General features: G+C 35.1%; 12 protein-coding genes. 1 reads left to right on the top strand and 11 read right to left on the bottom strand.

What is annotated here, in order from left to right; translation table 11 throughout:
* Positions 1-17: 17 nt before the first annotated feature.
* The gene (locus AN959_RS06940) at positions 18-566 is read right to left on the bottom strand and encodes an NUDIX hydrolase (RefSeq protein WP_056829419.1); all 549 of its coding nucleotides are present in this window, start codon (positions 564-566) and stop codon (positions 18-20) included.
* 69 nt (positions 567-635) lie between these two features.
* Here AN959_RS06940 and AN959_RS06935 point away from each other — a divergent pair, with 69 nt between their 5' ends.
* On the top strand, positions 636-1,538 hold the full coding sequence (locus AN959_RS06935; protein WP_056829417.1) for an aldo/keto reductase: 903 nt from the start codon (positions 636-638) through the stop codon (positions 1,536-1,538).
* Positions 1,539-1,822: 284 nt separating this feature from the next.
* Here AN959_RS06935 and AN959_RS06930 read toward each other — a convergent pair whose 3' ends face one another.
* The 10 genes from AN959_RS06930 to AN959_RS06885 form a co-directional block, all read right to left on the bottom strand.
* Positions 1,823-3,442, bottom strand: coding sequence for an extracellular solute-binding protein (locus tag AN959_RS06930; RefSeq protein ID WP_053589848.1), 1,620 nt, complete (start codon positions 3,440-3,442; stop codon positions 1,823-1,825).
* Between the two features lie 70 nt (positions 3,443-3,512).
* Positions 3,513-4,358 carry a carbohydrate ABC transporter permease gene (locus tag AN959_RS06925; RefSeq protein ID WP_156350756.1) on the bottom strand — a complete coding sequence of 282 codons (846 nt, stop codon included), beginning with the start codon at positions 4,356-4,358 and terminating at the stop codon, positions 3,513-3,515.
* 76 nt (positions 4,359-4,434) lie between these two features.
* Positions 4,435-5,364 (bottom strand): sugar ABC transporter permease, encoded by a 930-nt coding sequence (locus AN959_RS06920; RefSeq protein WP_056829413.1) that lies wholly within the window; start codon positions 5,362-5,364, stop codon positions 4,435-4,437.
* A 115-nt stretch (positions 5,365-5,479) separates the two neighbouring features.
* Positions 5,480-6,109 (bottom strand): YesL family protein, encoded by a 630-nt coding sequence (locus AN959_RS06915; protein WP_056829409.1) that lies wholly within the window; start codon positions 6,107-6,109, stop codon positions 5,480-5,482.
* Between the two features lie 78 nt (positions 6,110-6,187).
* Entirely contained in the window at positions 6,188-8,458 is a 2,271-nt protein-coding gene (locus AN959_RS06910) for a heparinase II/III family protein (protein WP_056829406.1), read from the bottom strand.
* A 61-nt stretch (positions 8,459-8,519) separates the two neighbouring features.
* Positions 8,520-9,950 carry an extracellular solute-binding protein gene (locus AN959_RS06905; RefSeq protein ID WP_056829404.1) on the bottom strand — a complete coding sequence of 477 codons (1,431 nt, stop codon included), beginning with the start codon at positions 9,948-9,950 and terminating at the stop codon, positions 8,520-8,522.
* Between the two features lie 73 nt (positions 9,951-10,023).
* A complete protein-coding gene (locus tag AN959_RS06900) occupies positions 10,024-11,091 on the bottom strand; it encodes a dienelactone hydrolase family protein (RefSeq protein WP_056829402.1) in 1,068 nt (355 codons plus the stop codon).
* 27 nt (positions 11,092-11,118) lie between these two features.
* Positions 11,119-12,957 carry a hypothetical protein gene (locus AN959_RS06895; RefSeq protein WP_056829400.1) on the bottom strand — a complete coding sequence of 613 codons (1,839 nt, stop codon included), beginning with the start codon at positions 12,955-12,957 and terminating at the stop codon, positions 11,119-11,121.
* Between the two features lie 44 nt (positions 12,958-13,001).
* Positions 13,002-14,237: a DegT/DnrJ/EryC1/StrS aminotransferase family protein gene (locus AN959_RS06890; protein WP_056829398.1), complete on the bottom strand. Its 1,236-nt coding sequence runs from the start codon at positions 14,235-14,237 to the stop codon at positions 13,002-13,004.
* 15 nt (positions 14,238-14,252) lie between these two features.
* Positions 14,253-15,953, bottom strand: coding sequence for a hypothetical protein (locus tag AN959_RS06885; protein WP_056829396.1), 1,701 nt, complete (start codon positions 15,951-15,953; stop codon positions 14,253-14,255).
* Between the last annotated feature and the right edge of the window lie 78 nt (positions 15,954-16,031).

The following is a 16,031-nucleotide window of genomic DNA, read 5'->3' as shown; positions in this document are numbered from 1 at the left end:
AATAATTATCTTTAAAATTAATTTTCCTGTAAATAGTTTTTTAACCAAAGAAAAGCAAACGCTGTTTTAGCATCATAAACTTGCTTATTTTTTATAAGAGATTCCATTTCATCCATTGATACATACATTAATTCTACAAACTCATCTTCATCAAGATTTGCTTTTACTGTCATTTTTTCTATATTTTCTGCAAAATAAAGATGGATAATTTCATCTGCAAAACCAGGAGATGTAGCAAATGATTGAATATAGATTAGTTTACTTGTCGTGTAACCTGTTTCTTCTTCTAACTCTCTTAATGCTGTTACTTCTGGTGGCTCCCCAGGTTCGATTTTTCCAGCTGGAATCTCAATAATTGAACGTTCTAGAGCTTTTCTATATTGTTCCACCAATACAATCTTTTTATCTTCTGTTAGAGCTATTATAGCTACAGCCCCTGGATGTTTAACTATTTCCCTATTGCTCTTTTCCCCGTTTGGTAATAATACCTCATCCACTTGTAACGTAATAATTCTACCTTTATATTTAAGGTCAGTTTGAATTGTTTTTTCCTCAAATTTTTTCATCACTCTACTTCCTTTCATTTGAAACTGTATAATTCTCATTGTACCATGTAGTAAAGGATGTGATAAATCTTGGAAAAAAGACAGCTTGGTAAAAGTGATTTATATCTTTCGGAGATTGGTCTAGGCTGTATGTCACTACCAACAGATCAACTAATGGCTAATAAAATTATTCAAGTCGCTCTTGATAATGGCATTAACTATTTTGACACGGCAGATTTATACAACAAAGGAGAAAATGAAAAAATTGTCGGAAATGCATTGAAGAATAATCGTAAAGATATTATTCTTGGAACAAAAGTCGGCAATCGTTCTAATGAAACAGGAGAAGGCTGGACATGGGATGCATCAAAAAAATGGATAACTACAGCAGTTCACGAATCACTTAAGCGACTGCAAACGGATTATATAGACGTTTATCAATTGCATGGTGGCACTATGGAGGATGACGTTGATGAAGTAATTGACACGATGGAATCGCTGAAAAAGGATGGACTTATTCGTGAATACGGAATTTCTTCTATTCGACCAAATGTAATCGATCGCTTTTTATCGAAAAGCAATGCAGTATCTGTAATGATGCAATATAGTTTATTAGATCGAAGACCTGAAGAATGGTTTTCCTTACTGGAAAAAAATGAAGTTTCTCTTCTAACACGCGGAACTTTAGCAAAAGGCTTATTAACTCCAGAAGGGATAAGCCGAGCAAACAAAACAGACGAATATTTGTCCTATTCAAAAGGTGAATTAATCGAGACGATTGAAAATCTTCAATCATTAGATAAGCCCCTTAACTCCATAGCACTTCAATATGTATTACAAAGTAAAGTTACAGGATCGATGATTATTGGTGCTAGTAGTTCTCAGCAGTTATTAGAGACAATTCATGCTTACAAACAGCAAGTTTCTGTAGGCATACTTGATAAAGTAAGTGAATTTACCAAACAAGATGTTTATAAGGAGCATAGAGTATAATCTATCATTAGAATAGCTAAAAATAAGTAGACTACGTATCTCAAAATGGTTCTCGGAGCCCTGTGAACAGACTTTGGTCAACATATAAGAGAGGAGGGCAGTGACTACCGTCACTACCCTCCTCTCTTTTGTTGGTAATCCTATTACTGAAAGTAGCCAACTTGTAACTTTAGATTACTTTGCCTTATTCATCTATTATTATGTGAGTGCTAACTATTTTACTGAAATTCCACAAATAACAATACATCAACACGCGTGATATGCCTTTAAAGGTCAACTATTTATTATTTCCATTCTCTATCAGTATACCCTTTAGCCTTAATTCCCTCATTTACTTCCTTAATTATCGCTTCTCCGCCTTTTTTCAAGTACTCATCAACAAGATTATCCCAATCAGATATTGGTCTTTGACCAGCAATCATTTTAGATTGTTCATTAATCAAAAATTGCATTAAATCAGTACCCTTTTCTTGATTTGTTGGTGACAAGACTCCGTATGAAGGATCAACATATAGTTGATTTGACTCGAACATCTCCTGTAATGACGCTGTCATTTCCTTCAACTCCGGCAACTTGTAATCGTCGGCATAATTAATCTTAGCATCCGTTGGAACTTGCTCTCTGTTATCTAAGAAGTAAGTCGAAGGTGCTAGCCCGTCAGATGAGAATGTTGGAACTTGGACAGGAGCTCCATTTTCCATGTTATAACCAATTCCTTCTTTTCCTAAAAAGAAATCATAATCCTCATTTTGAGGATTCTTTTCATCTCTTGGATAGTATTTCTTTCCGAAGTCTATCATTTCTAAAGCTCGATAGATTTTCCCCTCATCTTCTGCAAGTTTTGCATTTAAAGCAAGAATTCCCGAATAACCCGATCCCATTGTAAAACCTTTCGATTTATCAGGTGCCTCAAATGGAGGTATTGCTACAAGTTTAGCATCTGGATTAGCTGCTAATAACCCTTCGAAATACGCTTCAGACATACCAGAGACTCCACCAACAAATATCCCAGCTTTGCCTGAATAAAATTCCGTGTTGGTACTTGCCCAGTCAAGTACTGCAAAATCTTTTGTCATTGCGCCTTCTTTATAAATGTTAGCAAAAAATTGAATTAATTCTTTTCTTCCCTCAGAAATCACACCAGGAATATAATCCCCGTTATCATTTTGGTGATACCATGCGTTAAAGTCCCAATAAGTTCCCATATTGAAGTTTGGATTTATATTTTCGCCAATTGCAACACCATAAGTGTCCGCTTTACCATTTCCATCTGGGTCGTCTTTTGTAAAAGCGATCGCAACTTCCTCCAGTTCCTTGTAATTCGTTGGAACTTCAAGACCTAATTTATCTAACCAATCCTTACGTATAACAGGGGTAACAGGATACGGCTGAGAATATCGTGGAATTCCGTAAATTTTACCATCCACTTTAAATGAATTGTAAATATAATCTGGGATATTACCTAGAGTTTCATAATGTGCTAAATAATCATCTAAAGGTAAAAATGCACCATCTTCAGCCCATTGATAAAATCGTGTATCTGTTCCAGGAAATCCAACTAAATCTGGCATAGAACCTGATGCTACAATAGCTGAAGATTTTTCAATATAATCTCCTTGCGGAATAATTTCTGGTTTGTAATCAACGTTAAATCGCTCATTTATCATGTCTAGCCCAGGGCTTGTTACAGGGGGAGGGTCACCAAAGCGAAATGTCATCCCTGTAATAGTATACTTTTCAGTATGATCGAACGGGTCAATTTCAATGTTTTTTTCTGTTTCAGTTGCAGTTTCTTTCTCTTTTTCTGTTTCCTTCCCATCCTCTGTCGTCTCATCTGAACAAGCTACCAATATAAAACTTAGGAAAAGAATTAGAAAACTAATAATCAAATGCTTTTTTCTCAAGTAAACCCCTCCATCATTTTTTTAAGTAAAAATATTATTTAAGTTCACTCAATACAGAAAAACTTTACTATTACCCTTTTACCGATCCAAGCATCACTCCTTTAGCAAAATGTTTTTGTAAGAAAGGATATACAATCAGTATTGGTAAGGTAGCTATTAAAATAGCAGCCATTTGAACTGTTTCCGGAGGAGGTAATGCTTCTAACATTGCTGCATGACCACCAAGAGCAGCATTTGGCTCATTCACAATTACAATTTGCCTTAAAATGACTTGTATTGGCCATTTCGCAGGATCGTTTAAATATAGTACTCCTGTAAAATAACTGTTCCAATGACCAACCGCATAAAACAGACCAAAGGCTGCTAAAGCTGGCTTCGATAAAGGTAAAATAATTTTAGAAAAAATTTGAATGTCATTGGCGCCATCAATAACCGCTGCCTCTGTTAGTTCTTCAGGTATACCTTTAAAAAATTGTGTCATGATGATTAGATTAAAAGGACTTATTGCAACCGGAATTATTAAAGCCCATAACGAATTTAATAAACCAGTTTCTTTCACAATAATGTAAGTAGGAATCATTCCCGCAGAAAATAATATCGTGAACAATACAAGGAACATGATCGTACGCTGACCAATAATATTTCTTGTTAATGTATAAGCCATTGTGGAGGTGAACACGAGATTCACAAATGTTCCTACCACTGTAATATAAATCGTTACAAAGAGGGACCGAATAAACTGGTCAGAACCCAAAATATAGGTATAAGCATCTGTCACCCATTCCTTTGGCCATAACAGGAATTCACTATTAAGTACATCACTTACACTCGAAAACGAAACTGAAAAAATGTAAAAGAAAGGAAAGAGCATTGTTAAAGCAATCAATAACAATAGAATGTTATTTATAACTTCCATAACCCTTTCACGACCTGTAGATTTAAACACAACCTAACCCCCTCACTTAAACAAAGATAAAGAAAATATTAACATATTAATATAAACCTTCTTCGCCAAACCTTTTAGCGAGCCTATTTGCTAGTACAACCAGCACTAAACCAATAATTCCTTTAAACAAGCCTACAGCTGTAGCAAAGCTAAAATTCGCCTGCTGTATTCCTTTGAAGTAGACATATGTGTCAAGAACATTCCCAGACTCCATATTAAAAGGATTTAGCATTAAAAATATTTGTTCAAAACCACTGTCCATTACATTTCCTAGACGAAGAATTAACAAGATGACAATTGTGCTTTTTAATGCTGGCAATGTAATATGCCACATTTGTCTTAATCGACTAGCTCCATCCATTACAGCAGCCTCATATAAGTGAGGACTAATACCGGACAACGCTGCTAAGAAAAGAATTGTTCCCCACCCGGATTCTTTCCAGATTACTTGAAAAATGACAATCGGCTTGAACATTGCTGGATCAGTCAAAAAAGGGATTGGGTTTATGTCCAAAAAATTTACTAGAAAACTATTTACCAATCCTTCACTTCTAAGAAAAATAACTGTTATTCCTACTACAACCACCCATGATAAAAAGTGCGGTAAATAAACGACAGACTGAAGAAACTTTTTATAAAGCTGATTCCTTATTTCATTTAACATTAAGGCAAGTATGATAGAAATTGGAAAAGCAAAAAATATTTGTAACAAAGAGATTTGTAAGGTGTTCCAAATGACTTGAATGACTTCTGCATCCTCAAAGATCAATTTAAAATATTTTAACCCTACCCAGGGGCTATCAAAAAAACCACGAAATGGACTATAATCCTTAAATGCTAAAAGAATTCCAGCCATTGGAATGTAACGGTAAATGAGAAAATACAAAATACCAGGTAAAATTAGAAGTAATAGATAGCGATCACGCCATAATTTCTTTTTTATAGAATTCTTTCTTTTCTGTTTCGGGATTTTGATTGATACATCTAAAGTCGAATCAAGTGTATCAATATTCTTTTTTTTAGTTCCAATAACTAATTACCCCTTTCTCTTAAACTAGAAAGCTACTATAGATNTTTTTTCTATTTTTTTCTTAATTTGTTGTTTTATTTCCTTCAAAAAGGATAAACACTTTGCTTGAAATAGTCATTAATATAAAACAAATCAGACTACCACCAAAAAAAGGAAGCAATCCCGGAATTTTAATCATAAAATAATACGGAAAGTAAAAACCTAGCACCATCATCACTGAGTAGAGAGGGTTGGAAAGGACAATAAGTAAACAGTTTTTAAAATATTGCTTAAAATTAAGTTTATAATGGACATAAATCGGAAGAGCATAAAGTAAAGCTACAATATAAATGCAACCAAGAATAAAAAAGAAAAAGGAAATTAACAGTCCCCATAGTGTTGAAATACCTCGAAAAAACAGTAAATCTACATATATGACTAGCCCTAAAATAGTCCATGCATACCCATATAAGTTTGCGTTAATAAATTCCTTGCGGTACTCGTCTTTAAAATGCGAAAACATGTTAATTTCGATGTCATCACCATGCATCCACTTTTTTAGGACCGAAAACATTGCTACACTAGAAGGAAAGAAGCCAGCAACCCCTGCCCCAATCACAATTCCCACACCCCACAGAATATTAAGATATGCAAGTTTCATAGCTAAGTCCAAGTAACGAAATATAGTGCCCCTCCATCCAGTAAGTTCCATATATTCACCCCTCTTTAGAACGAAATTAATTATCGAAAATTCAGTCTTTATTTCACAGATTTTATTCATTTTTGAAAATCAAAAGAATAAATCGACGTTATACGTTCCATTCTTCAAATTAAATTCTAGCAAGCCTTGTTTTGTATTATAGAAAACATCGTATTTACCCTTTTCCTCCTCACCATTAATACATATCTTTGTAGGAGGAGCAGTTTTTATAAAAATTTGAGTAACTTTATGAAGTTCAATTTGCAGTATTGCCTCTGTTTCCTCAAAATAGCCGGAGATATTCATCTTCTCTGTCGATTTAATAAAAGTGTCATCCTTCACCTTCAGAAAGCTACCATTCATTAGTGAAAATTTACTTGGAGAGTTATCGGTGAGATGAAATGAAACCCATCCCTGTTCTCCATGAAGACAAATCACGCCATTATCCGTAATTTGTAAGGCACTTTTTCTATCTTCATTTATAAGGATATAATCAGTAATGCCCTCACTTATACGGCTAACTTGCATTTGAAAAAATGGTCTATTACTATTCATTGAATAAGAGATATCACTTTTTGAAACTTTGGGAACAAGCATAGTGATTAGGTATTGCATCTTTTCCTTCTCACTAGGTACCACTGAAAGATATGATCCGTACTCCTCTGCTCCTTCATATTGCTCAATACTCTTAATTGTTTGGTGGGGATAGCAAATGTACAGAGATACTGAAGCTATTTCACCTCTAAAATCTATCCTGTTTTCTTCTGTTTTTTCTCCCGCCATTAATATCTTTTCATTTGCGAATATGGGAGAAGTTGTATGATATAGAAAGCTAGGAATGCTATCTGCTTTTTCCTTCACTAACTTATCAACCAGAATAAAATAGCTTTTGTCTACGTGTAAAATTTTTCTTTCCCATTTTGAGACACTTGCATCATAAGCGTGCGTTGCATCACCAATAACGTAGGAAAAGTTTGCGGAAGTATACCAATCTACAAACTTACTGCTCCCCATTTGTGTTTGTCCTACACCATTCATAAGCATGCTATTATGTCCAACAGTTCCAATAGTAAAATCTCTTCTAGAACCTTCTACATAATCCTGATATCCAGGATTCGTTATTAACCATTCGCCTGCAACATGTAATATAAAATTATTTTGATCATAATGGTTATGGTCTTTAGCTGATTGACTTGAATTAAAAGCCAAGAGGTGATCTTCCTCTTTCCAACCACTTCGAAGAGCAGCCCAGCCAATCCTAGAAAATATATTAGCATATTTATTCTTATAATAAATTTCTGGTTCCATTGGGTCAGGAATGCCATTTGTATGGATCAATGTTTCCAATTTACTATTTGCGAATTTATTTATGTACCAGCTAGCAATACGATTGTGATTTTTGGAAGCCAAAATCGCCATTGTAAAGGAAATATCTAAGCTATAAAAAGAATCCGAAAAATTAGCAAAGCTCGTTTTTCCTCCTGTTCCAAGCATGTAAATAAAAACATCTGGCAGAAAATTAAAATACGAATGCTTCAGTAACGCATCATCTCCAGTAGAACGATAAAAAATATCTGCAGCCATTAAAATATGTCGTGCGGCTACATTCAAATACAACAAACCTTCAACATCAGAATCCTTCATCCTATTATCTAAATAATCTCTTAGATAGCTATAGGCGTTTAACAAAAATGGCTTGAGTTCATCCTTATTATCGCTATCATATATGGCAAGTGAACCAATAAACATTGCCACTTTTTTTGAAGCAATAATATTATGACTGTCATGATTGTTAAAATCCTTTATAAATGGCTGTAAACCTTTTGTAAATATAGCATCCCTAATTGTTCTTCTTTCGTTCATAGATAACGTGCTATAAATTGCATCATAACCGATTGCTGCTCCTATTGTGAAATGAGCATTACTTAAATTCCCCTCTGAACCCCTATGCGGAAATTCAAACCATCTAGTAAAAGAAGATAATTCAATAAGGTACGCCTTCACCTTATTAGCAAACCTTATTTCCTTAGTCATTCCATAGGCAAATGCTAAAACATTGATTCTTTCCTCAATTGCGCGAGAAAACATGGTCCAAAAAGGGTAATCAGTATATCCAGGGGGGTCGCCAATAGGCTCTAATTGCTTCAGAGGTAAAGTGATATCCAACGTTACAGAACAGCTTGGATAGGACAAAGTAAAACCTTGTTCTACAATATATGACTCCGCCAATTTTATAGTATTTTTCCAAATGTCACTAAATTCGTTTTTCTCCACTCGAGCTTTAATTTCTCTTATTTCCATTTCATTCATTAGAATCCTAGGATTTGGCTTTATTGACTTTAGAGACTGGGATAATACCATAACAACTATTACACCCCCTTATTTATTCTGATTATCCAAGTTTAATAAAGTATATCTACATTTACTTCTTAACAGTAGCTTGTTTTTGATTTATTAAGTCTTCAATTCTTTTACACGTTTCGTCAGCTTTTTCCATATTAGCCCAAAAGAATTGCATTTCCCGTTCAACTAACTCAAACTCATCGATCGTCAAATTAAGATCTCTAATTGTATACACACTCTTCATTACATTTTTAAAAGCATTATAGTTTTCTGGATGTATTCCAGGTTGTAGTAAATTATTATCTTCCGCAACAAAGCGAAGCATTGGAATTGTACAGCCGTTTTGCTTTATTAGAGTTTGTGCTTCCGTACTGACCATAAAACTTACAAAAGCCTGTGCAGCTTCTTTTATATTGCTACTTGCACTAATTCCTAGAGCACCACCTAGGAGAAGACTTGCCGGCACCTTTTTTTTAGGTGGTGGAAGAACATCCCATTTAATCTTGTGATCTCTAAATTCATTCATAAAGTAATAGGTGGTTAAGATCATTGCAGCACCTTCACGCATAAAAAGATTTTCAGCTAACTCATTACTGCCATGAGAGAATATTGGAGAGACTTGATGCTTATACATTAAATCACCACAGAAATTTAGAGCTTCACTATTTTCTTTACTATTCATGATCGAATTGGACAGATCAACTTCCATAAATTTCCCATCATTTTGCAAGAGAAATACTGGCCAACGATTAGTGGAAGACGAAAAGCAAAAGCCATATTCATTTATTAAACTGTTATTATTTAAACCTCTCGTTGTCCGGCGTGCCAGTTCAAGTAAGTCATTCCAATTTTCCATCTTGAAATCCTTTGAAATACCAGCTTCCTCAAACATTCGTCGGTTGTAGCAGATCATAACTGGTGAAAACACAAATGGCGTTACAGGAATTTCCTGATCAACTGAAAACATTTCAAATACTTTTTGATAGCTATCCTTCTCTGGATCAATGTGTTCAGGCAAATAAGGCTCCAGAATATCCAAACGATTCGTTTCCATTAGCTCACGGAAATGATAATCAGAAACAATAAATACATCCGGTCCATTTTCATGTTCAAGGGATTGTGTCAGATTGTATACGTATTGACTATTTGGTAATATTCGAAGATTTACTTTAGTAAAAGGATTAAGTTGTTCAAAACGTCTAATAATCTGTCTAATAATTTCAATTTCATAGGAATTCGAAAACCAGCCGAGACTAATCGTCTGTTTTTGTGTTTCATTAGGAATAGTAACTCTATTGCCTTTTCCAGGTATTTTTTCAATAAGACCTTCATCGACTAGCTCGGCCAAGGCCTTCCTTATAGATACTCTACTTAATTCATACACCTTACTTAATGTATTTTCAGGAAGAATAAATTCCCCAGGTTTAATTTTCCCTGCTATTATTTCGTCTTTTAGAGCATGGATAAACTTATTGTAGCGGTTTTCAAATTCACTTTTACGTTTTAGCAATAAATACAACTCCCCTACAGATTGATTGCCCTATTTTAAATGAGAATGGAATGTTTTGCAAAGATGTTTTAAATCATTTTTTACACAACCAATAATCAAGAAATGAATAGGCAATTTGACGGATCTCAAACGGAAAATCATGTCCAGAGTTTCCTATAAGATATTTTATTTTTTCACCTTCCCCCAACCAATCATATAAAGAATTTAGTTCAACTAAACCTACTGCTGCTGGCTTCCAATGTGGAAATATTTTATCGTTTTGACCCATCCATAAAAAAAATGGGGTTGGGGCAACAAGGGCAGCAATTTCATGAAACTCAAATGGTACATTTCCATCATCTAGATAATCACTCACTTTAGGTAAATGGGTGAACCATTCTCTTCTACCCCAACGATGTATCTCAGGGTCTTGTTCAAATAGCGAGAATCCACAACTGCAAATGACAGCTTTTATTCTTTTATCAACAGTAGCTAAAAAGTAGCTATTATAGCCCCCAAGAGAATGACCTATTGCACCAATCTTTGAATGTTCTACTATAGTTAGCTCTTCCAACAAGCTTATTCCTTGTTGATGGTCTACAATCATTTTGGCTACCGCGGACCATTCTGGATGACTTTTATAAAAAGAAGCAGTTTGAAATGGCTTTTCGTTTTGGTGGACTCTTTCTCCTGCAGTAATAGTGTCAGGGGCTAAAACAATATAGCCTCTTTTAACAAGCTCTAGAGCATATTTTCTGTTTTCTCTTCCGCTTGAAGAGCTTATATCTTCCTTTCCGTTATCACTCGTTGGGTGCAAAGCAATAACTGCAGGGAACTTATTTTTGTTATTAGCATGTAATAAGTTTATAACATCGCTCTCTTTTCTTAACTCGCCTTGTTCAATGGATTTTGGTATTAACAGGTTTGCGGGTACCCAATCATTATAGACAGAGGCATACCTAATCCTGATTAAGTAATAGTCAGCGTAAACCTCCCAAGAGATAATCTTTTTGTTGGTTTTTACTAAAGGGGGAATACCACCTATACACTTCAGCCAATCATTTAATATGGTGGTTCTTTTGTTCATCCAATCATTCGAGTCATTTACGTTTCTTAGTAAAGGTGGTGCACCCTCTTTTTCCAACGTTCTTAATGTATACATGGTTTGTGTCCACTCCAAATTAACTATTTATTTCTCTGTCTGAATACTGCATAAATGACTTCCACTACCGTAAAAAATTTGTTTATTAAAAAAGACGATCCCACTACTGGCTTCCCGTACCAATCTTTGGACTACTTTCGGTTCATAAACCTTCTCTTTACTAATCTCAATTTTAAGCAATGTTTTACTTAAGAGACAAAAGAGTGTTTTAGAAGTTATATCATATACAAATCCTTCTCTAATTACATTCCCCCAGCTAGATAAGTCTTGTTGATAAAGTATTTCTTGTTGATAGGGATTACACACAAAATAAACACTCTGATCTGTTAGACAATGAGCACGGTCGAATGAATCCACATAAATCAAGGAAATTTCTCTTGCACCTTTTATAGGAGTAAATTTATGTTTCACTACTTTAGACTTCCAATCTAAAACATATAAGCAACCTTCCTTTTCTCTTAACTGAGCTCCACCTGGTGTCTCAATACTTGTTCCCCCAAGGATTTCTCCTGAGCTTAATTCAGCAAGGCTGACAGTACTTTGGTTGACCACAACATTTTCATGCGTAATCAATTGGTTTTTTTCTGTTTCTATATGATAGATGCCCAACGCACCCCCAACCATTCCATATCCAGGGAATCCTCCCCAAATGATATGTTGCCTATCACTTAGTGCAATTGCACAACGTGGTCGATGAATTTTCTCTTCCTGTAACACTAACTTAGGGTTATCTTTATATATGAATGCCTTTGATGTATCAAACACATATAGCTTACCTCCTGCATAGGCAACCCCAATAAGCAAACTTCCATTGGAAGCATATGCACAAATATTCCCTCCTCCGCCTTTCTCGATTATTTGACCACCAAAATTGGTAGTCTTACCTGTTGAGATATCAAATCGAAAAAATTGCAACGGATGCATAGAGGTGCCATAAATATGTCCATCTGGACCAAAACATAAAGTAGATAAAATTGCTCCATCCGAAAAATATGTGAATGTTATTGTTTTTGATTCTCCAGTTTCTTTATGAATCATACGAACGATACGTTCCGACAGACTGTATAAAATGACTTGATAATTTGTTTCAAGATTACGGTGAATTTTTTGAAAGCCTGTTCCAGAGAAGGAGGATGGAGATAATTCGTTACTGTCTATATATTGGAATTCTCCATCAGAAAATTTCATCCAACGTGAGGAATAATTCACATCCTTTAAGTCAGAAGCGTCCGTATGTCCATAAACTTTTCCGTCTTCTCCCAAGTAGACATAACCTGCTCCCTTTTGCCTCTGTGAATCCGGGATTAGATTTTTCTTATAGCCTTTCTCAAGATGAAAGGCAACGATATTTTTATTTTCTGTTCCAATCCCTATATACGCCCAGCCCATTTGATCAATCGCTAAACTACCTGGATATTTTTCTGATGAATCCATAGAGCCAAAATCAACAATTTCTTTTGTTTTAGGATGATAACAGAGTAAATGACAGTGCGGATATGAAGTGAAGTAAATATTCCCAACCTTATCCTCTCCAAAGCTAAAACCTAGAATTTCTTCTCCATTTTTTATGACTCTATAATATACAAAGCGCTCTAGAAAAGGATCCAATACCATGAACATTGTTCCAGCGCCTGTATAAAATAACCCATTACTGCTAAACGATGAGAAAGGATACTCTAGGTTGTTATCAGGAAAAAATACTTGTTTTGAATAACCGTTTTCAGGATTAATTATTAGGACAAATCCTTTTGCAGCAATAACAAATCTAATTTCTCTATCTACATTAATGCACATCGCAGCAGTTCTTTCTTCTTCTGCAGAAACAGGGATTCCATAGTCAGTAAAATGTGAATTAGCTTTATGCACTTTGGCTCTCCTTTCGCAAACTACTCTTTCCTTCTAGTTTCATTTTACAAAACATAATAGGAAGCAACTTTATTTACAGCTGCAATCATATCTTCAATATCTTGATTGGTATAAAATTCACTAATATTTAATCGAATTGCTGTCTCAAGTATACGCTCGGCGTTGGGACAGCAACCAATAGAGTAGTCATACGTAGCAGTTTCAAACGGAAAGTGGCTATTTAGATATGCTTGTTTTTTTTGAAATAAAGGTTGTGCATATAAGACTTTAGGAATATATCCCGGCTGATTAGGGATTCCTTCAGCAGATAGAGCTTCTGAAAATTCTTCTCTCGAGCAGGATAAATGTTCCGTGTTTAAGGTCAACATATAAAACCAATAGCTACACCAACCCCCATTAGTAATTCTCATCGGGTTAATTCCATTTATAGCACTTAGACCGTGATTTAACTTTTCCCCTAACTCATTTCGTCTTGTACAGATCCAGTTAAGCTTTCTTAACTGTGCAATACCTACGGCACCTTGTAACTCTGTCATACGGTAGTTCGGCGCTAGGTACTCTAACTCCTTTAAGACGGACGTTTCTTGTCTGTGATAATTTTTATCAGCAAATGCATGAGTAGTGAAATAATCCGACTCTGAGCCTGAGTTAACAGTCACAATTCCTCCGTCTCCAGTAGAAATGTGCTTAAAATCATTTGTACTAAAGCACCCATAGTCACCAATTGTGCCAGTTAAACGCCCTTTATATGTCGTAAGATAACTTTGTGCACAATCTTCAATGACTTTAAGATTATACCTTTTCGCAAGTTCCATGATGGGGTCCATATCGCATGGGTTGCCAGCCAAATGAACTACAATGATTGCCTTTGTTCTCGGAGTTATTTTTTCTTCAATTGTTTCAGCGGTCATTGTATAGCTATAGGGATTCAAATCAGCAAACACAGGTATTGCATTTTGGTAAAGAACTCCGATTACCGTCCCTTGATCTGTAATTGGACTTGTTATAACCTCATCCCCAACTGAAACTCCAGCAGCACCAAGGGCTACATGAAGCGCTGCAGTACCAGAGGATGTAGCGACACTATATTCAACTCCGTATAAATCATTAAAATCACTCAGAAATTGTTTAACCTTATTTCCAAAATGATAAAATAATGTATTTTGCTCAAGAGCTTCCAACAACTCACTTGCCTCATCAAGTCCAAAACGTTGGCCAGTACCAAAAGGAGTTGTTTTCACCTTTGATCCACCTTTTAAAGCCAGAATATTTTCCCCCATAATAAGTCCCCCAAATTAGGCTTCTTTCAGAATCTCAGCTGTTTTTGAGACCTGTTTACAATTAAACCCAAATCTTTGTACTATCTCCAAATTATTTGTATCTAAGTTTTGATTTTTGGATAATGGAACTAGGATTACAAAGTCATTTCTTTCCATTGATCCAGTTAATTCAATTTCTCCTGATTCACTTATGCCTGTTATAAATAATTTTCGACGTTCCCTTTCCCAATCATTGATTTGCCGGCTGGTCCAAAACGTAAAATCCTGATCTTTGGCAGTAGTTATTAATTCTAGAATTGCTTCACGTACTTTCGGCTGGTTGTAAATATGAAACTGATGGAAAAGAAAATGAGCCACTCCGTTTACCCTTTTTACACCATCTAAGAATGGCTGAATTACACTAACGTCTGAAAGCGTATTATGATTTAAATCTTGCGTTAAAAAACCAATTTCCAAAACGTCATAGAAACGATTCTTTTCATCCGACCATGATATTGGAAAATAAGGATGGCAGGTTCCGAACAAAAAGCCAATATTCCCTTTTTTGCTAGGGCCTCTTGATTGATCTACTTGTATCCCATTTTTTTCACACCACGCAAATAAATCTCCCCAGCCTTCGTAACGCGTATAATGATTTTTATTTGAAATAATGTCTTCAGTATCTGCTGCTTTTTTTATCCACTTTAATTGTGATGTAAAGGCATCCTCTGACCAAACTCCATCTTCCTGTTCTAGTGCATTATAATGTAAAGCAATTTCATGTCCATCTCTTTTAATCTGTTCATAGATCAAAGAGCTATATCCTGGCGCTATCATACACCAAGTTGATTGGACATTTTCAGATTTTAGGGTATCTAATGTTATTTCAGCTGATTCATCGACATTTAAATCACTGTCATGGGATATCATGGCCACATATTTCACATCAGATGGCCACAGATCTAAAAATGGAAGTGTCAATCCTTTTTCCATAACACATTTTAATAGATGCTCAACAATAACTTCTTTCCACAAGTCAGCATAAGGGTGTGGGAAATAAAGCATCCCTGTTTCTGAATAAGTTCTGTCTAAAACCCAGTCTAATTCAAAACCGTCTTCCGCCTTTAAAATATTTTCGTCTAGGTTTGCCGAACCATCAGGAGCTGGTATTCCATCTTCAATCACATGTTGAGTACCTTGTTGCAACCCAACTATTGTACTTGGAATGGAAACTGCCCAACGCTCTATTATCCCTTCACCATATTTAATCCGTTGTAATGCAGTTGCTTCTTGCCCATTCTTTGTCTCATTGATCAAACCCATTTCAATTACTTTCAAACGGTTATGTTCATTCTTCCAAGGATCCGCATGAAGAAAACGCAATGGAACACTTTGATTTAGAAAGCTAGACAAATGAGCATATCCTTTAATAGGCTCTAAATTCTTAGAAAAACCTAATAATTCTCTAGCACTTTCCAATCCACCATATGAAATTACTGTTCCTCCAGCATGAACATATTCTAATATTTTTGAAGTAGTATTTATGCTTACTTGACACTGAGCTATCATCAAAACATCAAATGTTTCATATTCTCCCAAAATATCAATTTTTTCATATGGTAGTCTGAAATGATCAAGAATTTCAAATAAATATTTCTCAAAAATATTCTGTCCTTTTGACCATCGTAACTCCGCTTCTTCTTCATCAAAAACAATTCCCAGTTTAGCCATTTTCATATTAACATCACCTCTCAGAACATATAATACATGTATACAACATGTATTTATAACCTTTTATTAAATAGTAGTATAAAT

It is taken from the genome of Psychrobacillus sp. FJAT-21963 (assembly GCF_001420585.1).
Taxonomy (GTDB): Bacteria; Bacillota; Bacilli; order Bacillales_A; family Planococcaceae; genus Psychrobacillus.
This window is presented reverse-complemented; position numbering and strand designations above follow the sequence as displayed.